Source organism: Bacillus sp. FSL K6-1012, from assembly GCF_037964915.1.
GTDB classification, from domain to species: domain Bacteria; phylum Bacillota; class Bacilli; order Bacillales; family Bacillaceae; genus Bacillus; species Bacillus halotolerans.
Genome location: NZ_CP150175.1, coordinates 14,216 through 32,500, shown reverse-complemented (window position 1 = coordinate 32,500; position 18,285 = coordinate 14,216). Strand labels below are relative to the sequence as shown.

Genomic DNA, 18,285 nt, shown 5'->3' with positions numbered 1-18,285 from the left:
TCCATTCAGTGTTACCTGAACTTCACCCTGGACATGGGTAGATCACCTGGTTTCGGGTCTACGACCACGTACTCATGCGCCCTATTCAGACTCGCTTTCGCTGCGGCTCCGCATCTTCTGCTTAACCTTGCACGGGATCGTAACTCGCCGGTTCATTCTACAAAAGGCACGCCATCACCCGTTAACGGGCTCTGACTACTTGTAGGCACACGGTTTCAGGATCTCTTTCACTCCCCTTCCGGGGTGCTTTTCACCTTTCCCTCACGGTACTGGTTCACTATCGGTCACTAGGGAGTATTTAGCCTTGGGAGATGGTCCTCCCGGATTCCGACGGAATTTCACGTGTTCCGCCGTACTCAGGATCCACTCTGGAGAGAACGAAGTTTTGACTACAGGGCTGTTACCTCCTATGGCGGGCCTTTCCAGACCTCTTCATCTACCTCGTTCCTTTGTAACTCCGTATAGAGTGTCCTACAACCCCAAGAGGCAAGCCTCTTGGTTTGGGCTAATCCCGTTTCGCTCGCCGCTACTCAGGGAATCGCATTTGCTTTCTCTTCCTCCGGGTACTTAGATGTTTCAGTTCCCCGGGTCTGCCTTCTCATATCCTATGAATTCAGATATGGATACCACTCCATTACGAGTGGTGGGTTTCCCCATTCGGAAATCTCCGGATCAAAGCTTGCTTACAGCTCCCCGAAGCATATCGGTGTTCGTCCCGTCCTTCATCGGCTCCTAGTGCCAAGGCATCCACCGTGCGCCCTTTCTAACTTAACCGTTAAAAAGAATCACTATGTGATATCTTGTGTTACTAATTGAATGTGATGTCTACTGTTATCTAGTTTTCAAAGAACACGTTGGTGGAGCCTAGCGGGATCGAACCGCTGACCTCCTGCGTGCAAAGCAGGCGCTCTCCCAGCTGAGCTAAGGCCCCATTTGTATAAGATGGTGGGCCTGAGTGGACTCGAACCACCGACCTCACGCTTATCAGGCGTGCGCTCTAACCAGCTGAGCTACAGGCCCATCTTAACTTATTCAAGGAACAAAGTTCCTTCAAAACTAAACAAGACAGGGAACGTTCTGTTTATAAGACCCAAGGTCTTATATTCCGTAAATATCCTTAGAAAGGAGGTGATCCAGCCGCACCTTCCGATACGGCTACCTTGTTACGACTTCACCCCAATCATCTGTCCCACCTTCGGCGGCTGGCTCCATAAAGGTTACCTCACCGACTTCGGGTGTTACAAACTCTCGTGGTGTGACGGGCGGTGTGTACAAGGCCCGGGAACGTATTCACCGCGGCATGCTGATCCGCGATTACTAGCGATTCCAGCTTCACGCAGTCGAGTTGCAGACTGCGATCCGAACTGAGAACAGATTTGTGGGATTGGCTTAACCTCGCGGTTTCGCTGCCCTTTGTTCTGTCCATTGTAGCACGTGTGTAGCCCAGGTCATAAGGGGCATGATGATTTGACGTCATCCCCACCTTCCTCCGGTTTGTCACCGGCAGTCACCTTAGAGTGCCCAACTGAATGCTGGCAACTAAGATCAAGGGTTGCGCTCGTTGCGGGACTTAACCCAACATCTCACGACACGAGCTGACGACAACCATGCACCACCTGTCACTCTGCCCCCGAAGGGGACGTCCTATCTCTAGGATTGTCAGAGGATGTCAAGACCTGGTAAGGTTCTTCGCGTTGCTTCGAATTAAACCACATGCTCCACCGCTTGTGCGGGCCCCCGTCAATTCCTTTGAGTTTCAGTCTTGCGACCGTACTCCCCAGGCGGAGTGCTTAATGCGTTAGCTGCAGCACTAAGGGGCGGAAACCCCCTAACACTTAGCACTCATCGTTTACGGCGTGGACTACCAGGGTATCTAATCCTGTTCGCTCCCCACGCTTTCGCTCCTCAGCGTCAGTTACAGACCAGAGAGTCGCCTTCGCCACTGGTGTTCCTCCACATCTCTACGCATTTCACCGCTACACGTGGAATTCCACTCTCCTCTTCTGCACTCAAGTTCCCCAGTTTCCAATGACCCTCCCCGGTTGAGCCGGGGGCTTTCACATCAGACTTAAGGAACCGCCTGCGAGCCCTTTACGCCCAATAATTCCGGACAACGCTTGCCACCTACGTATTACCGCGGCTGCTGGCACGTAGTTAGCCGTGGCTTTCTGGTTAGGTACCGTCAAGGTACCGCCCTATTCGAACGGTACTTGTTCTTCCCTAACAACAGAGCTTTACGATCCGAAAACCTTCATCACTCACGCGGCGTTGCTCCGTCAGACTTTCGTCCATTGCGGAAGATTCCCTACTGCTGCCTCCCGTAGGAGTCTGGGCCGTGTCTCAGTCCCAGTGTGGCCGATCACCCTCTCAGGTCGGCTACGCATCGTTGCCTTGGTGAGCCGTTACCTCACCAACTAGCTAATGCGCCGCGGGTCCATCTGTAAGTGGTAGCCGAAGCCACCTTTTATGTTTGAACCATGCGGTTCAAACAAGCATCCGGTATTAGCCCCGGTTTCCCGGAGTTATCCCAGTCTTACAGGCAGGTTACCCACGTGTTACTCACCCGTCCGCCGCTAACATCAGGGAGCAAGCTCCCATCTGTCCGCTCGACTTGCATGTATTAGGCACGCCGCCAGCGTTCGTCCTGAGCCAGGATCAAACTCTCCGATAAAGTAGTTTGACTGACTACGCACATTACTGTGCGATTTTATAATAAAACTTGAATTAACAGGTACGTTTTGTCTTGTTTAGTTTTCAAAGAACTTCGCTATCGCTCTTTAAGCGACTTTATAATCATAACATTTTACGCCGTTTCCGTCAACAACTTTTTTGTATTTTCTTTAAAAAGCTTATCCGTCATCAGCGACGTATATTAGAATAACACCCTTACGTCTTAAAGTCAACATATAATATGAATTAAATAATAAAATGCTTAATCACTACTAATGCTGCTATTCCCGGTATGCCCAAGATTCCGCTTATGGCTGTTGTGACAATATTAATCGGCACATGGATGCCGAGGCTGCCTCCGAACATGTTCACACATACCAGCAACAAAGCACCCGCTACACATTTAACAGCAGTTATACCAATCCACTTTAAAGGCTTTGCAGGCGAACCTGATAAAAATAGAAGAACAACTAGTCCTAAAATAATCCCTATAATAAAAATAGGCTCCATGAATCTTCTCATCCCCTTCACTTGTTCTAGTACAAGCTTATGAGAAGATCCAGGAGTTTAGACCACTTACTTCCACCGGCTGATTTTCAAATTCCGCTGTTTCGCTTCCCTCAAGTAAAAAAAATACTTCGCTTCAGCTACCTTCAGCTCGCATAAAACTTCAGCTGATGGTTCAAGGCTTTTTTCAACCAGCTTCTTTTGCCTGTTCCACTCTTCCTTTTGCTTAAAAAGCTGCTCGATTAGTTTTTCATCAAACTCTCTTCTCAATGTTTTCTTGCGAAGAAAACCCATGGATCGCTTTTTCCTCCCTTACAATTCACGTCTTCCTTCAAGTGCCTTAGAAAGAGTGACCTCATCAGCATATTCCAAGTCACCGCCGACGGGCAGTCCGTGGGCAATACGGGAGAGCTTAATACCAGATGGCTTCAAGAGCCTTGATATATACATCGCTGTTGCTTCCCCTTCTATATTAGGGTTTGTTGCGAGAATCACTTCTGTCACTTGATCATCCTGTAATCGTTTTAACAATTCTGGTATTTTTATATCCTCTGGTCCGATGCCGTCCATTGGAGAAATGGCGCCGTGGAGAACATGATACTGGCCGTTGTATTCTTTCATTTTCTCCATAGCAATAACATCCTTAGGGTCTTGCACAACACAGATAATGGACTTATCCCTTCGTGAATCTTCACATATATAACAAGGGTCCTGGTCTGTAATATGCCCGCAAACTGAGCAATATGTCAGATTGCGTTTCGCATTTACCAATGCTTTCGCAAAATCTAATACCACATCTTCTTTCATACCTAGAACAAAAAAAGCCAGACGGACCGCTGTTTTCGGTCCGATCCCTGGCAATTTCATAAAGCTGTCGATCAGCTTTGATATTGGTTCAGGATATTGCATTTTCTTTTATCCCCCTAGAACAAACCTGGCATGTTCATTCCTTTTGTAAATTGACCCATTGTTTCGTTTGTGATCTCGTCAACTTTTTTCAAGGCTTCATTCGTTGCAGCAAGCACTAAGTCCTGGAGCATTTCGATATCTTCCGGGTCAACTACATCTTCTTTAATGATGACATCCAGAATTTCTTTTTGGCCGTTTGCTTTAACTGTTACCATACCGCCGCCTGCAGTTCCTTCAACTACCTGTTCTGCAAGCTCTTCTTGAGCCTTGGCCATATCCTTTTGCATTTTTTGCATTTGTTTCATCATTTTTTGCATATTTCCCATTCCGCCACGCATATTATCCACTCTCTTTCATTTTGTTAGTCTTTTATTTCAATTAAATCCGCTCCGACAAGCTTTTTTGCTTCTGCAATAAGCGGATCTTCTTCAGCCGGCTCATTTGATCCTTCATTTTCCTGCTGATGATCTACTAAAAATTCTTCTCTTATTTTACCCCATTGTGCTTCTGGAACGCCAATCAAATCCATTCTTTTTCCGAGCATAGATTCTAAAATCTGTTCAAGATTAGTCCGGACACCGTTGTTATCCTCGGCGACCATTTTACAATGTATTTCATATTTGAATTTCAGTACAAATGCCGAAGAAGCTGCAGCCACAGGTTCACTGTCATTCAGCAGCGCAGCATGTGATACTTTGTTTTGCTGTTTCAGGTGAGCCAGAAGCTTGCCCCAGCTGCTTCTGAGCTGATCAAGGTCCGTCCTCGTTGCTTCCTTCAAAATTTCATGAATTCTACCTACCGGCGCTTTGTAATTGGATTTCCCGCCTTTTGGCGCACGCGGCGCTTCTTTTTTCGGACTTTCCGCCGCTGCTTTTACGCCGGTTGTTTTGAGCCGTTCTACTTCTTGCTCAAGCTGCTGGATTTTTTTCATCAGCATATCAACTTCAGGCAGGTCTGCAGCAGCTGGTTGATGAGACGTTTGGCAAATCTTCACCACAGCCACTTCAAAGAAGATGCGGGGATGGTTCGTCCATTTCATTTCCTGATGACTCTTGTTCAGGATATCAATCATTTCATATATCGCCTGGGTCGGAATTTGTTCACTCAATTCACGGAACGTTTCATCGACTTTTACTTTTTCCAGTACACCCTCTAAGCCAGGAGCTGTTTTGAACAGCAGCATGTCCCTGAAATAGAAAATCATATCCTCTATCAGCTTCGCCGGGTCTTTCCCTTGCTGAAGCAGCTCATTCAATGTTTCCAAAGCTTCAGAAACATGTTTTTCATGCAGAGATTGCGCGAGCTTTCCTATATATAATTGAGAAACTGCTCCGGTAATCAGAAGCGCATCATCAACTTTTAGCTCGTCGCCGCTGAATGAGACTGCCTGATCAAGAAGGCTCAAAGCATCCCTCATACCGCCATCTGCAGCACTCGCAATAATGTCGAGCGCCCCTTCTTCAACCTGCAGCTCTTCAGCATCAACTATTTTGTTCATACGTCCGACAATCGCTTGGGATGTAATTCGCTTGAAGTCAAAACGCTGACATCTGGAGATAATGGTTAAAGGAATTTTGTGCGGTTCTGTTGTTGCTAAAATGAAAATACAATGCTCAGGCGGCTCTTCTAATGTTTTTAATAACGCATTAAAGGCGCCGATAGAAAGCATATGCACCTCATCTATGATATATACCTTATATGTGACGGCCGATGGGGCAAACTTCACTTTGTCGCGGATGTCACGAATTTCATCAACACCATTGTTAGAAGCAGCGTCAATTTCTATGACATCGGATATGGACCCGTTTGTTATCCCTTTACAGGCTGCACATTCGTTACATGGCTCATCAACAGGAGCGTGTTCACAGTTGACAGCTTTGGCAAATATTTTGGCCGCACTGGTTTTTCCCGTACCCCTTGGCCCGGAAAACAGATAAGCATGAGAAAATTTCTTTTGCAAAAGGGCATTTTGAAGCGTTTTTGTAATGTGCTCTTGTCCGACCACATCTTCAAAGCGCTGAGGCCTGAATACTCGATATAAAGCTTGGTAACTCACGGGTGCGCCCTCCTCCGTTATTCATCATTCCCATTATACATGAACCGTGTATCGATTCCAAAAGCTCTTTTACATAACAAAAAACTCACCTAATATTAGGTGAGTTTGAAAATTTGATGATTGATTTACCGTGCACCTTCTGTCGATTCGCTACCCTAAGCGTTACTTAAGCAGTTAGCTCGGCCCAGGCAACCCTGCGGCACATGAGAGGTTTCACTTAATGCTGCTTCCTTCCGGACCTGACATGGTTCATGAATTCCCATTGCGCAGGACCCAAACGTCAACACCACTTACTTAAGGCAGACCTTAAAGTAAACGAACCTCGAGAAGGGATTCGGCCCCGCTAGAGCGGATTGCGGGTACAGGGCACCGCTACCTCCCCGCTTAGCACGGCAAAATAAATATCAAATTTTATGTCGCATCTATGACGATGCACACATAAGTATATCCTTTTCCCCTAAAAATTGCAACCTTACTACTCAGACAAGTTTTTCCTAGAAGCTTTCTTCTTTTTTCTCAGATCTCTGAAAAACGCACTGAGCATTCCTCCGCATTCTTCCTCCAGCACACCGCTCACCACTTCAGCCTGATGATTAAAGCGTTCTTCCTGAAGAAGGTTCATTAACGTGCCTGAACAGCCTCCTTTTGGATCAAATGCGCCAAATACTACTTTCTCCACGCGTGAAAGCACGACGGCTCCGGCACACATCGGACAAGGCTCAAGGGTAACGTAAAGTGTTGCGCCTTCCAGTCTCCATGTTCCAAGTGACTTGCACGCTTCATCAATCACAAGCATTTCCGCATGAGCGATAGACCGCTGCTCTGTTTCTCTTAAATTGTGCGCGCGTGCCACGATTTTATCATTCACAACAAGCACGGCCCCGATCGGCACCTCGCCTTTCGCTTCAGCTTTTTTCGCTTCTTTTATTGCTTCTTTCATATAAAGTTCATCTTGATTCATCAGATTAGCTCTCTTTTCAAAGTTTTTTCCTTACCTAAAAAGGCTACATATTAACTATAACTTAAACAGAAAGGAGACTGTCGATGTCTAAAGCAGACACAGCTCTTCTCATTGTAGACATGATCAATAATTTTGAATTTGATATGGGAGAAAGTCTCGCCAACAAAACAGAAAAAATCGTTCCTCACATTTTATCATTAAAAAAGCACGCGAGACAAAATGACTGGCCGATTATATACATTAATGATCATTACGGGCTTTGGCAAGCGGATATCCAAAATATCCAGCAAGAATGTGAAAACGAGAAAAGCAAGGCCATTATTGAAAAGATATCGCCCGAGGATACCGACTATTTTTTAATCAAGCCGAAACACTCCGCTTTTTATGAAACAGCCCTCCATACCCTCCTGACTGAATTACAGGTGAAACGCATTGTCTTAACAGGGATAGCCGGAAATATATGCGTGCTGTTTACTGCTAATGATGCTTACATGAGAGAATACAGCATTACAATACCTAAGGACTGCATTGCTTCTAACAGCGATAAGGACAATGAATTCGCTCTAACCATGATGGAAAATGTTCTTTTCGCAGAAATTACAACTGAAGAACAAATTACAGAAAAACAAACATGATTAGCGCTTTCCTTTCATACATTGTAGCGATATGAAAGGAGGCGTTTTTCATTCAAATTTATGTGGTGAAACAAGGCGACACTCTTTCTGCTATCGCTTCACAATACAGAACAACTGCCAACGAAATCACAGAAACGAATGAAATACCGAATCCCGACAGCCTTGTTGTCGGACAAACCATTGTTATTCCAATAGCTGGCCAGTTTTATGATGTTCAACAAGGTGATACCCTGACATCCATCGCACAGCAATTTAATACAACAGCAGCTGAGCTTGCCAGGGTGAACCGCATCCAGTTAAATACCGTACTGCAGATTGGTTTCCGTTTATACATTCCTCCAGTTCCAAAAAGAGACATTGAATCAAGCGCTTATTTGGAGCCACGCGGAAATCAAGTCAGCGAAAATCTCCAGCAGGCGGCCAGAGAAGCATCGCCCTACTTAACGTACCTTGGCGCATTCAGTTTCCAGGCACAGCGTGATGGAACCTTAGTCGCACCGCCTTTAACGAATTTAAGAAGCATTGCAGAGAATCAAGGCACGACATTGATGATGATTATAACGAACCTAGAAAACCAGGCATTCAGCGATGAGCTCGGCCGGATCCTTTTGAACGACGATACTGTGAAAAGAAGACTTTTGAATGAAATAGTCGAGAATGCCAGAAGATATGGCTTCCGTGCTATTCATTTTGACTTTGAATACTTACGGCCCCAGGATAGAGAGGCATATAATCAATTTCTCCGCGAGGCAAGGGATCTTTTTCATCAAGAAGGCTTAGAAATTTCTACGGCGCTTGCCCCTAAAACAAGCGCAACACAGCAGGGCAGATGGTACGAAGCCCATGATTACAGAGCACATGGCCAAATTGTAGACTTTGTTGTCCTCATGACATATGAATGGGGATACAGCGGCGGACCCGCTCAAGCCGTTTCTCCAATAGGACCTGTTCGGAACGTCATTGAATATGCTTTAACCGAAATGCCCGCCAATAAAATTGTCATGGGGCAGAATTTATATGGATATGACTGGACACTGCCATACACAGCAGGAGGAACTCCGGCAAGAGCAATAAGCCCTCAGCAAGCCATTGTCATAGCCGAACAAAACAATGCCGACATCCAGTATGACCAAACCGCCCAAGCCCCTTTCTTCCGCTATACTGATGCAGAAAACAAAAGGCACGAGGTGTGGTTTGAAGACGCCCGTTCGATTCAGGCCAAATTCAATCTGATTAAAGAGCTTAATTTAAGAGGGATCAGCTACTGGAAGCTGGGGCTTTCCTTTCCTCAAAACTGGCTGCTGCTTTCTGATCAATTTCAAGTTGTCAAAAAGACGTTCCGTTAATTTGGAAACGTCTTTTTTTCATAGGGGAATCCAAGGGTTGTGATACAATATGAAGGTCAGCAATTGACGGACGTTTTTTAGAAATAAGGAGGATTCCAATGAATACAGCCCCTTTTATCGCAGTTGAAGGTCCTATCGGGGCAGGAAAAACAACGCTCGCGACGATGCTTTCACAAGAGCTTGGATTCCCTATGATCAGTGAGATTGTTGAGGATAACCCATACCTTGATAAGTTTTATGACAACATAGAGGAATGGAGCTTCCAGCTTGAGATGTTTTTTCTTTGTCACAGGTACAAACAGCTTGAGGATACCAGCCATCACTTTTTAAAAGAAGGACAGCCTGTGATAGCTGATTATCATATTTATAAAAATGTGATCTTTGCGGAACGAACGCTGTCTGAACAGCAGCTCAACAAATACAGAAAGATTTTTCATCTTCTTACCGATGATCTTCCAAAGCCAAATTTCATCATTTACATAAAGGCAAGTCTGCCCACATTGTTACACCGCATTGAAAAGCGCGGGCGTCCCTTTGAGAAAAAAATTGAAACAAGCTATTTGGAACAGCTGATCGCAGATTATGACATCGCCATCAAGCAGCTGCAGGAAGCAGACCCAGATCTTACGGTGTTAACAATAGATGGCGATTCAGAGGATTTCGTTTTGAATAAGAGCGATTTTGAACGTATTGCCGCCCATGTAAAGGAGCTTATAAAATGAAGGAACATCATATCCCTGAGAATTCAATCATTACAGTAGCAGGAACAGTAGGTGTCGGAAAATCTACTTTAACAAGAGCATTGGCTAAACGGCTTGGCTTTAAAACCTCTCTTGAGGAAGTCGATCATAACCCATACTTAGAAAAATTCTATCATGATTTTGAACGCTGGAGCTTCCATCTGCAAATTTACTTCTTAGCTGAACGATTCAAAGAACAGAAAAATATTTTTGAAGCCGGCGGAGGGTTTGTACAGGATCGTTCCATTTATGAGGATACTGGGATTTTTGCAAAAATGCACGCTGACAAAGGGACGATGTCAAAGATTGATTATAAAACCTATACAAGCCTGTTTGAAGCAATGGTCATGACACCATATTTCCCGCATCCTGATGTCTTGATCTATTTAGAAGGCGATCTGGAAAACATATTAGCCCGGATTGAAGAACGCGGACGTGAAATGGAGCTTCAAACAGATCGGTCTTATTGGGAAGAAATGCACACGCGTTACGAAAACTGGATCAGCGGTTTTAACGCTTGCCCTGTCCTGAAAATCCGTATTGAGGATTATGACTTGAAGAATGATGAAAGTTCTATCGAGAACATTGTTGATCAAATCGCAACTGTCATTCATGAAACGAAAAAAAAGTGAATCTCATGACCTGAGATTCACTTTTTTATGATATTAAAAAATCCGTTGCGAACGATGCAACGGACAAAACAATCTCCAATATATGCTTGAGTTTCATTAGAATTAAAATCAATATGGCGGAGGAAGAGGGATTCGAACCCCCGCGGGCTTTGACACCCCTGTCGGTTTTCAAGACCGATCCCTTCAGCCGGACTTGGGTATTCCTCCGTATCGACAAGACTTACTATATCATGAATGTTTTATGATGGTCAAGCATTTTTGAAAACTTTTTTTGTTTTTATGAAAATGTTTAATTCAAATAGCGAAAAGGCGTGCCTTATCAGGCACACCTTTTCCGCATTACGCTTTGATGACTTCTCTATTTCCCATATAAGGACGAAGCACTTTTGGTATAATGACGCTTCCGTCTTCCTGCTGATAATTTTCTAAAATAGCGGCAACTGTTCTTCCGACTGCCAGACCTGAGCCGTTCAATGTGTGTACATGCTCTGGTTTGCCTTTCGCTTCACGTCTGAAACGAATGTTCGCGCGTCTGGCTTGGAACGCTTCGAAGTTGCTGCAAGAAGAAATTTCACGATATGTGTCTTGGCTCGGAATCCAAACTTCTATATCGTATTTTTTCGCAGCCGTAAATCCTAAATCTCCCGTACACATACTCATTACACGGTATGGAAGTTCCAACAGCTGGAGCACACGCTCAGCCTGGTTTGTTAGTTTTTCTAACTCATCATAAGAATCTTCCGGCTTTACAAACTTCACAAGCTCCACTTTATTAAACTGGTGCTGACGGATTAATCCGCGTGTATCGCGCCCTGCTGAACCAGCTTCTGAACGGAAACAGGCACTGAATGCCGCATAATTAATCGGCAGGCTGTCACCTGACAGAATTTCATCCCGATGCATATTTGTGATCGGCACTTCAGCAGTCGGAATCAAGAAGTAATCCTCTTCCCTGATCTTAAACGCATCCTCTTCGAACTTTGGAAGCTGTCCTGTTCCCGTCATGCTTGCACGGTTTACCATATAAGGCGGGATAACCTCAGTATAGTTATACTCATCCACATGAAGGTCAAGCATAAAGTTATAAAGCGCACGCTCCAAACGAGCACCTAAGCCTTTATAAAACACGAAGCGGCTTCCTGTTACCTTCGCAGCACGTTCAAAATCAAGAATGCCGAGCTCATCAGCAATATCCCAATGCGGTTTTGGCTCGTATGCAAATGAAGGTGTTTCGCCCCATTTCCGGATTTCTACGTTATCATCTTCCGTTTCACCGACTGGCACTGATTCATGCGGAATATTCGGGATTGAAAGAAGAATGGTCTCAAGCGCAGATTCTACTGTTCTTAATTCTTCATCAAGTTTTTTAATTTCCTCGCCGACTTCACGCATTTCTTTAATGATGTGATCCGCGTCTTTTTTCTCGCGTTTCAAAGCAGCTACCTGCTGGGATACTTCATTCCGTTTTCCTTTTAGTTCTTCTACTTTTCCGATAAGCTCTCTTCTTTTATCATCAAGCTCCTCGAACTTATCAAAATCTGTTAAGTCTTCGCCTTTGTGTACAAGCTTTGCTTTAATTTCTTGAAAATTTGCTCTCAGCATTTTCGTATCAAGCATGCGAAACTCTCCTTTTTTCATTAAATTCATTGAATTATCGAAAATAAAAAGAGCCCTCATCCCCCTGAAAGGGACGAGAGCTCTCGCGTTGCCACCCTGATTGAAAACAAGCCATAGACTTGTTTTCCGCTTTCACACATAACGGTTATCCCGTAAATGCCTACTTCATTCAGCATTTCGCTCAAGGATGGATTCAGACAGCATCTTTCACCGATTCGCACCAACCATCGGCTCTCTTAGAAAGAGAGGCTTCCTACTAGTTCCTATCAACGCTTTTCGATCTTTATTTGTGTTTATAATGTACTATAAGTTTCCACAGCTTTCAACTGTTTTATACAAGGGCTTTCTGCTTGTATTCCTCGACCATTTGAACGAACAGCTTTGTCACTCGATGATCCTCTGTCAGCTCCGGATGGAACGAACAGCCCAAGAAATTACCCTGTTTAGCCGCAACAATGCGTCCGTTATGCTCAGAAAGCACTTCAACATTTTCACCGGCTTCCAAGATATGCGGCGCACGGATGAATACACCAGTGAAAGGTTCGTCCAGCCCTTTAATTGTTAAATCAGCTTCAAAGCTGTCAACCTGCCGGCCAAACGAATTCCGTTCAACAACTACATTCAGCAAACCTAAATGAGCGTTATCTGAACCGGCAATTTCCTTTGCTAAAATAATTAAACCGGCACATGTCCCAAACATCGGTTTTCCCTGAGCAGCAAACTCACGCAATGGCTCCATGAATTGATACGTATCAATTAAACGGCGCATTGTCGTGCTTTCTCCGCCCGGCAAAATTAAACCATCAATTTCGTTTAGCTGCTCTGGGCGTTTAATAACAAGTCCAGCTGCACCGCATGCTTCAATTGCATGGATATGCTCTCTTACTGCTCCTTGAAGTCCTAGTACACCTATTGTTAACATGTCGCAGCTCTCCTATATTCTTACCAGCCGCGTTCTTGCATACGCTGTTCTGGAAGTAAATTTGAGATTTCGATCCCTTTCATTGCAGTTCCAAGCTCTTTTGAAAGCTCTGCAATCAATTTATAATCAGTGAAGTGAGTTGTTGCTTCCACAATTGCTTTTGCAAATTTTGCAGGATTGTCTGATTTGAAGATACCAGAACCAACAAATACACCGTCAGCGCCAAGCTGCATCATAAGTGCCGCATCAGCAGGAGTCGCTACGCCGCCAGCCGCAAAGTTAACGACAGGAAGTTTACCGTCTCTTTTAATTTGTTGAAGCAGCTCATAAGGCGCTCCCAAATTTTTCGCTTCAGTCATCAGCTCATCATCGCTCATTGCAACTACTTTGCGTACTTGAGCGTTTACCTTGCGCATATGGCGAACAGCTTCAACGATATTACCAGTTCCAGGCTCACCTTTTGTACGAAGCATAGAAGCGCCTTCAGCAATACGGCGTGTTGCTTCGCCGAGGTCACGGCAGCCGCACACGAAAGGAACTGTATATTCATTTTTATTCAAATGAAATTCTTCGTCAGCCGGAGTCAGAACTTCACTTTCATCAATATAGTCAACACCCATAGCCTCAAGCACACGCGCTTCAACAATATGTCCGATACGCGCTTTTGCCATTACAGGGATGGATACAGCATTCATTACTTCTTCCACGATTGTAGGGTCTGCCATACGGGCAACTCCTCCAGCCGCACGAATATCAGCTGGTACACGTTCTAGCGCCATTACAGCGACAGCTCCAGCCTCTTCAGCAATTTTTGCTTGTTCCGCATTGATGACGTCCATGATGACGCCGCCTTTTTGCATTTCTGCCATTCCGCGTTTTACACGTTCAGTACCTGTTTGAGCCATTTCTTGGTCCCCCTAATCAAGGTATAGTTATATGATTTCTATTTCTTATTGTATCCTAGAAATCCAATAATTCATATGGATATAACTTATTTTATTCGGTTTTTAGGGCTTTGAAAATCATTTTTTATTAAAAATTGGGTTTTTTCAGTATATTAAGCGAAAGAGCCCTAACATCAATCAGAGCTCTTTCCATTCATTAAAACCAGCCAGTTACTGTATCAACAATGCTTCCCCAGATACCAGCGAAAAATCCGCCGATGCTGCGCATTGTTAAAACAAACCAGTTTGCTTTATCTACATTTTCTTTCGTCACAAGGTCTACACCTGCCAGGCTGCTGTTAAGGAATCCATAGTCCTTTTCATCACCTGTATATTCCGCAGTCAGTTTCCCAACCTTCGTCCCTTTTTTCACAGGGGCAGTCAAAGTGTCTTTGTTTAAAGTGACTTTTGCTTTGTAATTCTTTTCTTCACCATTTTTGACAGGAAGAGAAAATGCCTTGCTTGTGACAATGCCTACTTCTTTCTCTTTACCTTTATCTACAGAAATGGTTTTATGGCCTTTTACCTGATCGCCTTCAGCATAAATTTCTTTCATTGAGAAATTGTTGAAAGCATAATCAAACATTTTTTTCGTTTCATCGAAACGGCCAGTGTGAATGTTGCCTTTTGCGTTTAACACCACAGTGATGACACGCATTCCGTTTCTTTCAGCAGTTCCTGTGAAACATGAACCCGCAGAGTCAGTAGAACCTGTTTTCAGTCCATCTACAGTTGCACCTTTGTACTCGCTGACTAGACCCTTCAGCATAAAGTTCCAGTTCGGCATGTCCATTTCATCATCTGTGCCTTTTCTGAACTTCATTTTTGAGATGCTGGAAGTTTCTAAAATCTCAGGGTAGTCAGTAATCAGGTGATCTGCAAGAATAGCCATATCCTTAGCAGAAACTTCACTTTCTTCATCTACGCTTGTCCCTTCAGGCTGCTTGCCGTGAAGATCTTTGTTTTCAAGACCTGTTGCATTAACAAATTTGTAATTTGTTAATCCCAGTTCTTTTGCTTTTGCATTCATTTTTTCAACGAACTTTGTTTCAGAGCCTGCAATAACTTCTGCAATGGCAATCGCAGCCGCATTTGCAGAATAGATTGCTGTCGCTTGATAAAGTTCTTTTACTGTGTATTTTCCGTCTTTTCGAAGAGGAACGTTTGATAAACTGTTATCTTGGGAAATCTCATACACATAGTCATCAGGCGTATAGGTTTGATCCCATTTTACTTTGCCTTCATCAATTGCTTCTAATAACAGATACTCTGTCATCATCTTTGTCATACTTGCAATTGGCAGTCTTTTCTCTGCGTTTTTGCTGTAAAGAATTTTACCTGAAGAAGCTTCGATCATAATAGCAGCTGATGCGTTGATATCAATTGGATCGCTGGCAGCCTTTGCTTTTGACATTGGAGTCAGGCAAGTTACGGCCAGTGTTAAAACAACCAATGACATCAATAGCTGTTTACATTTCTTGATGTTCAATCGTACGACCTCCGTATTTCATTTTTCTTCATCTATAATTAAGCCGTTAAGGACATTTTCAATGCACAACAGTATAAATTTTATCATAATCGGTATAAAAAAAATAGACAGAGTCAGAGACCCTGTCAAATGTTTTTAATTTGTAACAATTTATTTATGAAATTGTATAGTTCGGTGATTCTTTTGTAATCTGTACATCATGCGGATGACTTTCACGAAGGCCTGCACCAGTCATACGAATGAACTGAGCTTCTTCTCTTAAAGCGCGAAGATCTTTAGATCCGCAATATCCCATACCAGAACGAAGACCGCCGACTAGCTGATAAACTGTTTCTTCAACTGGCCCCTTGTAAGGTGTGCGTCCTTCAATGCCTTCTGGAACGAATTTTTTATTTTCTTCTTGGAAGTAACGGTCTTTACTTCCTTTTTCCATTGCAGCCACAGATCCCATACCGCGGTATACTTTGAATCTTCTGCCTTGGTAGATTTCAGTTTCACCAGGGCTTTCTGACGTACCTGCCAGTAAGCTTCCAAGCATAACAGCATGTCCGCCGGCTGCCAATGCTTTTGCAATATCGCCAGAGAATTTAATTCCGCCGTCTGCGATAATTGTTTTGCCATGTTTTCTTGCTTCAGTCGCACAGTCATAAATCGCTGTGATTTGAGGTACACCAACACCTGCTACCACACGAGTAGTACAAATTGAACCAGGTCCGATTCCTACTTTGACAACATCAGCACCAGCTTCGAAGAGTGCTTTTGTCGCTTCAGCTGTTGCTACGTTTCCAGCGATAATATTTAATTCAGGATACGTTTCACGGATCTTTGTCACTGTGTTTAACACGCCTTGAGAATGCCCGTGTGCTGTATCGATAACAATGACATCCACATTGGCTTCTACAAGCTTTTTCACGCGTGTCATCGTGTCGCCAGTTACACCAACTGCCGCGCCAACGATCAAACGGCCGTGAATGTCTTTAGATGAGTTAGGGAACTCGATAACTTTTTCAATGTCTTTAATCGTGATAAGACCTTTTAATTTATTTTGATCATCAACGAGTGGAAGCTTTTCAATTTTATGTTTCTGCAAAATCTTTTCAGCTTCGTCTAAAGTCGTTCCAACCGGTGCAGTGACAAGTTCTTCTTTTGTCATAACATCGCTGATTTTCATTGAGTAATCAGAAATAAAACGAAGGTCGCGGTTAGTGATAATACCGACAAGCTTTTGGTCTTCTTTGTTATCTACAATCGGAACACCGGAAATTCTGTATTTCCCCATCAAATGCTCCGCATCAAAAACTTGGTGATCAGGAGTTAAAAAGAAGGGATTTGTAATAACGCCTCGTTCAGAGCGTTTTACTTTATCAACTTGTTCAGCCTGCTGCTCGATCGACATATTTTTATGAATGATGCCCAAGCCGCCCTGTCTAGCCATTGCAATCGCCATTGCTGATTCTGTTACAGTGTCCATACCTGCGCTGATGACAGGAATATTCAGCTTTAACGTCTTTGTAAGTTCAACAGATAAATCCACATCACGCGGAAGTACCTCTGACTTAGCTGGTACAAGCAGCACATCATCGAACGTTAAGCCTTCTTTTGAAAATTTACTTTCCCACATTAGTAAATCCCCCTCTTTTCGGCAAAATATTATATGTAGATTATCAACAAGCCAAGAGCATGTCAAGGAACCGAAAAAGAGTTGAAATATTTAGATAACGGAAAGGAATTAGAAATACATATGACATATCATGATTGGAAAGACTTAGCGCTATTTTACTCCGTAGAATCAACCCAGAAATTTCTAGAAAAAGTCTATGTCTTAAATGGTGCAGATGAGGCGAAACAGAACTCTTTTAAAAACAGCGAGCGATTTATTTTCTTCTTGAAGCATGCTGAATCATTTTATAAGCAAGCCTCTTGCTCGCCTTTAGAAATCAAACCGATTCTTTTATTCTACGGGATGTCACAGCTGATCAAAGCATGTCTCATCACACAGGATCCTCACTACCCAAGCCATACATCAGTTCTCGCACATGGCGTCACAGCGCGTAAAAGAAAGAAGCAAAATTATTGTTTTAGCGATGATGAAGTGAAAATACAACGCAACGGTTTATGTATGCACTTCATGAAACACTTATTTGGTCAATCAGGTATAGAAGATGAACGGTATACTATGAAAAAGTTATTAGCCGCTATACCAGAATTAAGTGATATTTTTCAATTTCAGAAAAAGGAACGTTTTATTATAAAGGTTGAGAAGGAAAAGGACATGGTTTCTATACCAGAGGATATCGTGATTCATTATAAGATGTCTGATTCACGATTTATTGAATATATGTCTCACCATTTTAAATGGACCTTTTTGAAAAAAGATAAAGATAACCTGCTGTTCCACCTTTCGCGGCAAGACATAAATCCATGGACGTCAATCAGCCTATTATTTGATTTGGACAAAAGACAATATTATATTCCTTCTAAACGAGATCAGTTTCTTAAACTTCCGGAAATAACAATCCATTATTTAATTTTGTACAACATAGGAATGATTGCGAGGTATGAGACAGAATGGTGGTATGAGCTGTTAACGCAGCATGTCAGTGATGATTACGTGTTAATTCAGCAGTTTTTAATGGTAACGGAAAACAAATTTCCCAAATACGTTTTGAAATTCCTGCAACAATATATATAAACAAAAAACCCAGCTCAATGAGCTGGGTTTTACCCTTGCTTGGCGGCGTCCTACTCTCACAGGGGGAAACCCCCGACTACCATCGGCGCTGAAGAGCTTAACTTCCGTGTTCGGCATGGGAACGGGTGTGACCTCTTCGCTATCGCCACCAAACAATTGAGAGTG

The 18,285-nt window shown here is 43.5% G+C and carries 16 protein-coding genes, 3 tRNA genes, 3 rRNA genes, 1 other RNA gene and 1 other annotated feature (1 of these 24 running past the window's edge); of the genes, 5 read left to right on the top strand and 18 right to left on the bottom strand.

The window, feature by feature from the left end:
- The 11 genes from NSS75_RS00170 to tadA form a co-directional block, all read right to left on the bottom strand.
- Positions 1–774 (bottom strand): 23S ribosomal RNA (locus NSS75_RS00170); it reaches 2,154 nt to the left of the window's first position.
- A gap of 81 nt (positions 775–855) precedes the next feature.
- Positions 856–931 (bottom strand) — tRNA-Ala (locus NSS75_RS00165).
- Between the two features lie 12 nt (positions 932–943).
- A tRNA-Ile gene (locus NSS75_RS00160) sits at positions 944–1,020 on the bottom strand.
- A gap of 101 nt (positions 1,021–1,121) precedes the next feature.
- A 16S ribosomal RNA gene (locus NSS75_RS00155) occupies positions 1,122–2,671 on the bottom strand.
- The 16S and 23S rRNA genes sit together here with 2 tRNA genes alongside, the layout of an rRNA operon.
- A gap of 245 nt (positions 2,672–2,916) precedes the next feature.
- Positions 2,917–3,180, bottom strand: a complete 264-nt coding sequence (bofA, locus tag NSS75_RS00150; RefSeq protein WP_024123600.1) for a sigma-K factor-processing regulator BofA — start codon at positions 3,178–3,180, stop codon at positions 2,917–2,919.
- Between the two features lie 66 nt (positions 3,181–3,246).
- Positions 3,247–3,471: a YaaL family protein gene (locus NSS75_RS00145; RefSeq protein ID WP_024123599.1), complete on the bottom strand. Its 225-nt coding sequence runs from the start codon at positions 3,469–3,471 to the stop codon at positions 3,247–3,249.
- Between the two features lie 18 nt (positions 3,472–3,489).
- Entirely contained in the window at positions 3,490–4,086 is a 597-nt protein-coding gene (gene recR, locus NSS75_RS00140; RefSeq protein WP_024123598.1) for a recombination protein RecR, read from the bottom strand.
- Between the two features lie 14 nt (positions 4,087–4,100).
- Complete coding sequence (locus NSS75_RS00135; protein WP_014112282.1) at positions 4,101–4,424, bottom strand: YbaB/EbfC family nucleoid-associated protein; 324 nt, start codon at positions 4,422–4,424, stop codon at positions 4,101–4,103.
- A 23-nt stretch (positions 4,425–4,447) separates the two neighbouring features.
- Entirely contained in the window at positions 4,448–6,142 is a 1,695-nt protein-coding gene (gene dnaX / locus NSS75_RS00130; protein ID WP_024123597.1) for a DNA polymerase III subunit gamma/tau, read from the bottom strand.
- A gap of 128 nt (positions 6,143–6,270) precedes the next feature.
- Positions 6,271–6,535: signal recognition particle sRNA large type (ffs, locus tag NSS75_RS00125), an RNA gene on the bottom strand.
- An 82-nt stretch (positions 6,536–6,617) separates the two neighbouring features.
- On the bottom strand, positions 6,618–7,103 hold the full coding sequence (gene tadA, locus NSS75_RS00120) for a tRNA adenosine(34) deaminase TadA (protein ID WP_024123596.1): 486 nt from the start codon (positions 7,101–7,103) through the stop codon (positions 6,618–6,620).
- 83 nt (positions 7,104–7,186) lie between these two features.
- Here tadA and NSS75_RS00115 point away from each other — a divergent pair, with 83 nt between their 5' ends.
- The 4 genes from NSS75_RS00115 (at position 7,187) to dck (ending at position 10,456) form a co-directional block, all read left to right on the top strand.
- Positions 7,187–7,738: an isochorismatase family cysteine hydrolase gene (locus NSS75_RS00115; protein WP_024123595.1), complete on the top strand. Its 552-nt coding sequence runs from the start codon at positions 7,187–7,189 to the stop codon at positions 7,736–7,738.
- Between the two features lie 62 nt (positions 7,739–7,800).
- Entirely contained in the window at positions 7,801–9,084 is a 1,284-nt protein-coding gene (locus NSS75_RS00110) for a glycoside hydrolase family 18 protein (RefSeq protein WP_038954334.1), read from the top strand.
- A 98-nt stretch (positions 9,085–9,182) separates the two neighbouring features.
- Positions 9,183–9,806: a deoxyguanosine kinase gene (gene dgk / locus NSS75_RS00105; RefSeq protein WP_326366405.1), complete on the top strand. Its 624-nt coding sequence runs from the start codon at positions 9,183–9,185 to the stop codon at positions 9,804–9,806.
- Positions 9,803–10,456 carry a deoxyadenosine/deoxycytidine kinase gene (dck, locus tag NSS75_RS00100; protein WP_024123592.1) on the top strand — a complete coding sequence of 218 codons (654 nt, stop codon included), beginning with the start codon at positions 9,803–9,805 and terminating at the stop codon, positions 10,454–10,456. The genes dgk and dck overlap by 4 nt, the downstream gene beginning before the upstream one ends.
- A 114-nt stretch (positions 10,457–10,570) precedes the next feature.
- On the opposite strand, the gene NSS75_RS00095 is transcribed toward dck, so the two are convergent.
- The 6 genes from NSS75_RS00095 to guaB form a co-directional block, all read right to left on the bottom strand.
- Positions 10,571–10,663 (bottom strand) — tRNA-Ser (locus NSS75_RS00095).
- 132 nt (positions 10,664–10,795) lie between these two features.
- On the bottom strand, positions 10,796–12,073 hold the full coding sequence (gene serS / locus NSS75_RS00090) for a serine--tRNA ligase (RefSeq protein ID WP_059293409.1): 1,278 nt from the start codon (positions 12,071–12,073) through the stop codon (positions 10,796–10,798).
- Between the two features lie 66 nt (positions 12,074–12,139).
- Positions 12,140–12,352: a binding site (T-box leader), on the bottom strand.
- A 52-nt stretch (positions 12,353–12,404) separates the two neighbouring features.
- Positions 12,405–12,995, bottom strand: a complete 591-nt coding sequence (gene pdxT, locus NSS75_RS00085) for a pyridoxal 5'-phosphate synthase glutaminase subunit PdxT (protein ID WP_024123590.1) — start codon at positions 12,993–12,995, stop codon at positions 12,405–12,407.
- A 20-nt stretch (positions 12,996–13,015) separates the two neighbouring features.
- Positions 13,016–13,900 (bottom strand): pyridoxal 5'-phosphate synthase lyase subunit PdxS, encoded by an 885-nt coding sequence (gene pdxS, locus NSS75_RS00080; protein WP_024123589.1) that lies wholly within the window; start codon positions 13,898–13,900, stop codon positions 13,016–13,018.
- A 196-nt stretch (positions 13,901–14,096) separates the two neighbouring features.
- Complete coding sequence (gene dacA / locus NSS75_RS00075) at positions 14,097–15,428, bottom strand: D-alanyl-D-alanine carboxypeptidase (RefSeq protein WP_024123588.1); 1,332 nt, start codon at positions 15,426–15,428, stop codon at positions 14,097–14,099.
- Positions 15,429–15,582: 154 nt separating this feature from the next.
- The gene (gene guaB, locus NSS75_RS00070; RefSeq protein ID WP_024123587.1) at positions 15,583–17,049 is read right to left on the bottom strand and encodes an IMP dehydrogenase; all 1,467 of its coding nucleotides are present in this window, start codon (positions 17,047–17,049) and stop codon (positions 15,583–15,585) included.
- A 120-nt stretch (positions 17,050–17,169) separates the two neighbouring features.
- On the opposite strand from guaB, the gene NSS75_RS00065 reads away from it, so the two are divergent.
- Positions 17,170–18,120, top strand: a complete 951-nt coding sequence (locus NSS75_RS00065) for a YaaC family protein (RefSeq protein WP_116429902.1) — start codon at positions 17,170–17,172, stop codon at positions 18,118–18,120.
- A gap of 37 nt (positions 18,121–18,157) precedes the next feature.
- Here NSS75_RS00065 and rrf read toward each other — a convergent pair.
- Positions 18,158–18,273 (bottom strand): 5S ribosomal RNA (gene rrf / locus NSS75_RS00060).
- Positions 18,274–18,285 lie beyond the last annotated feature (12 nt).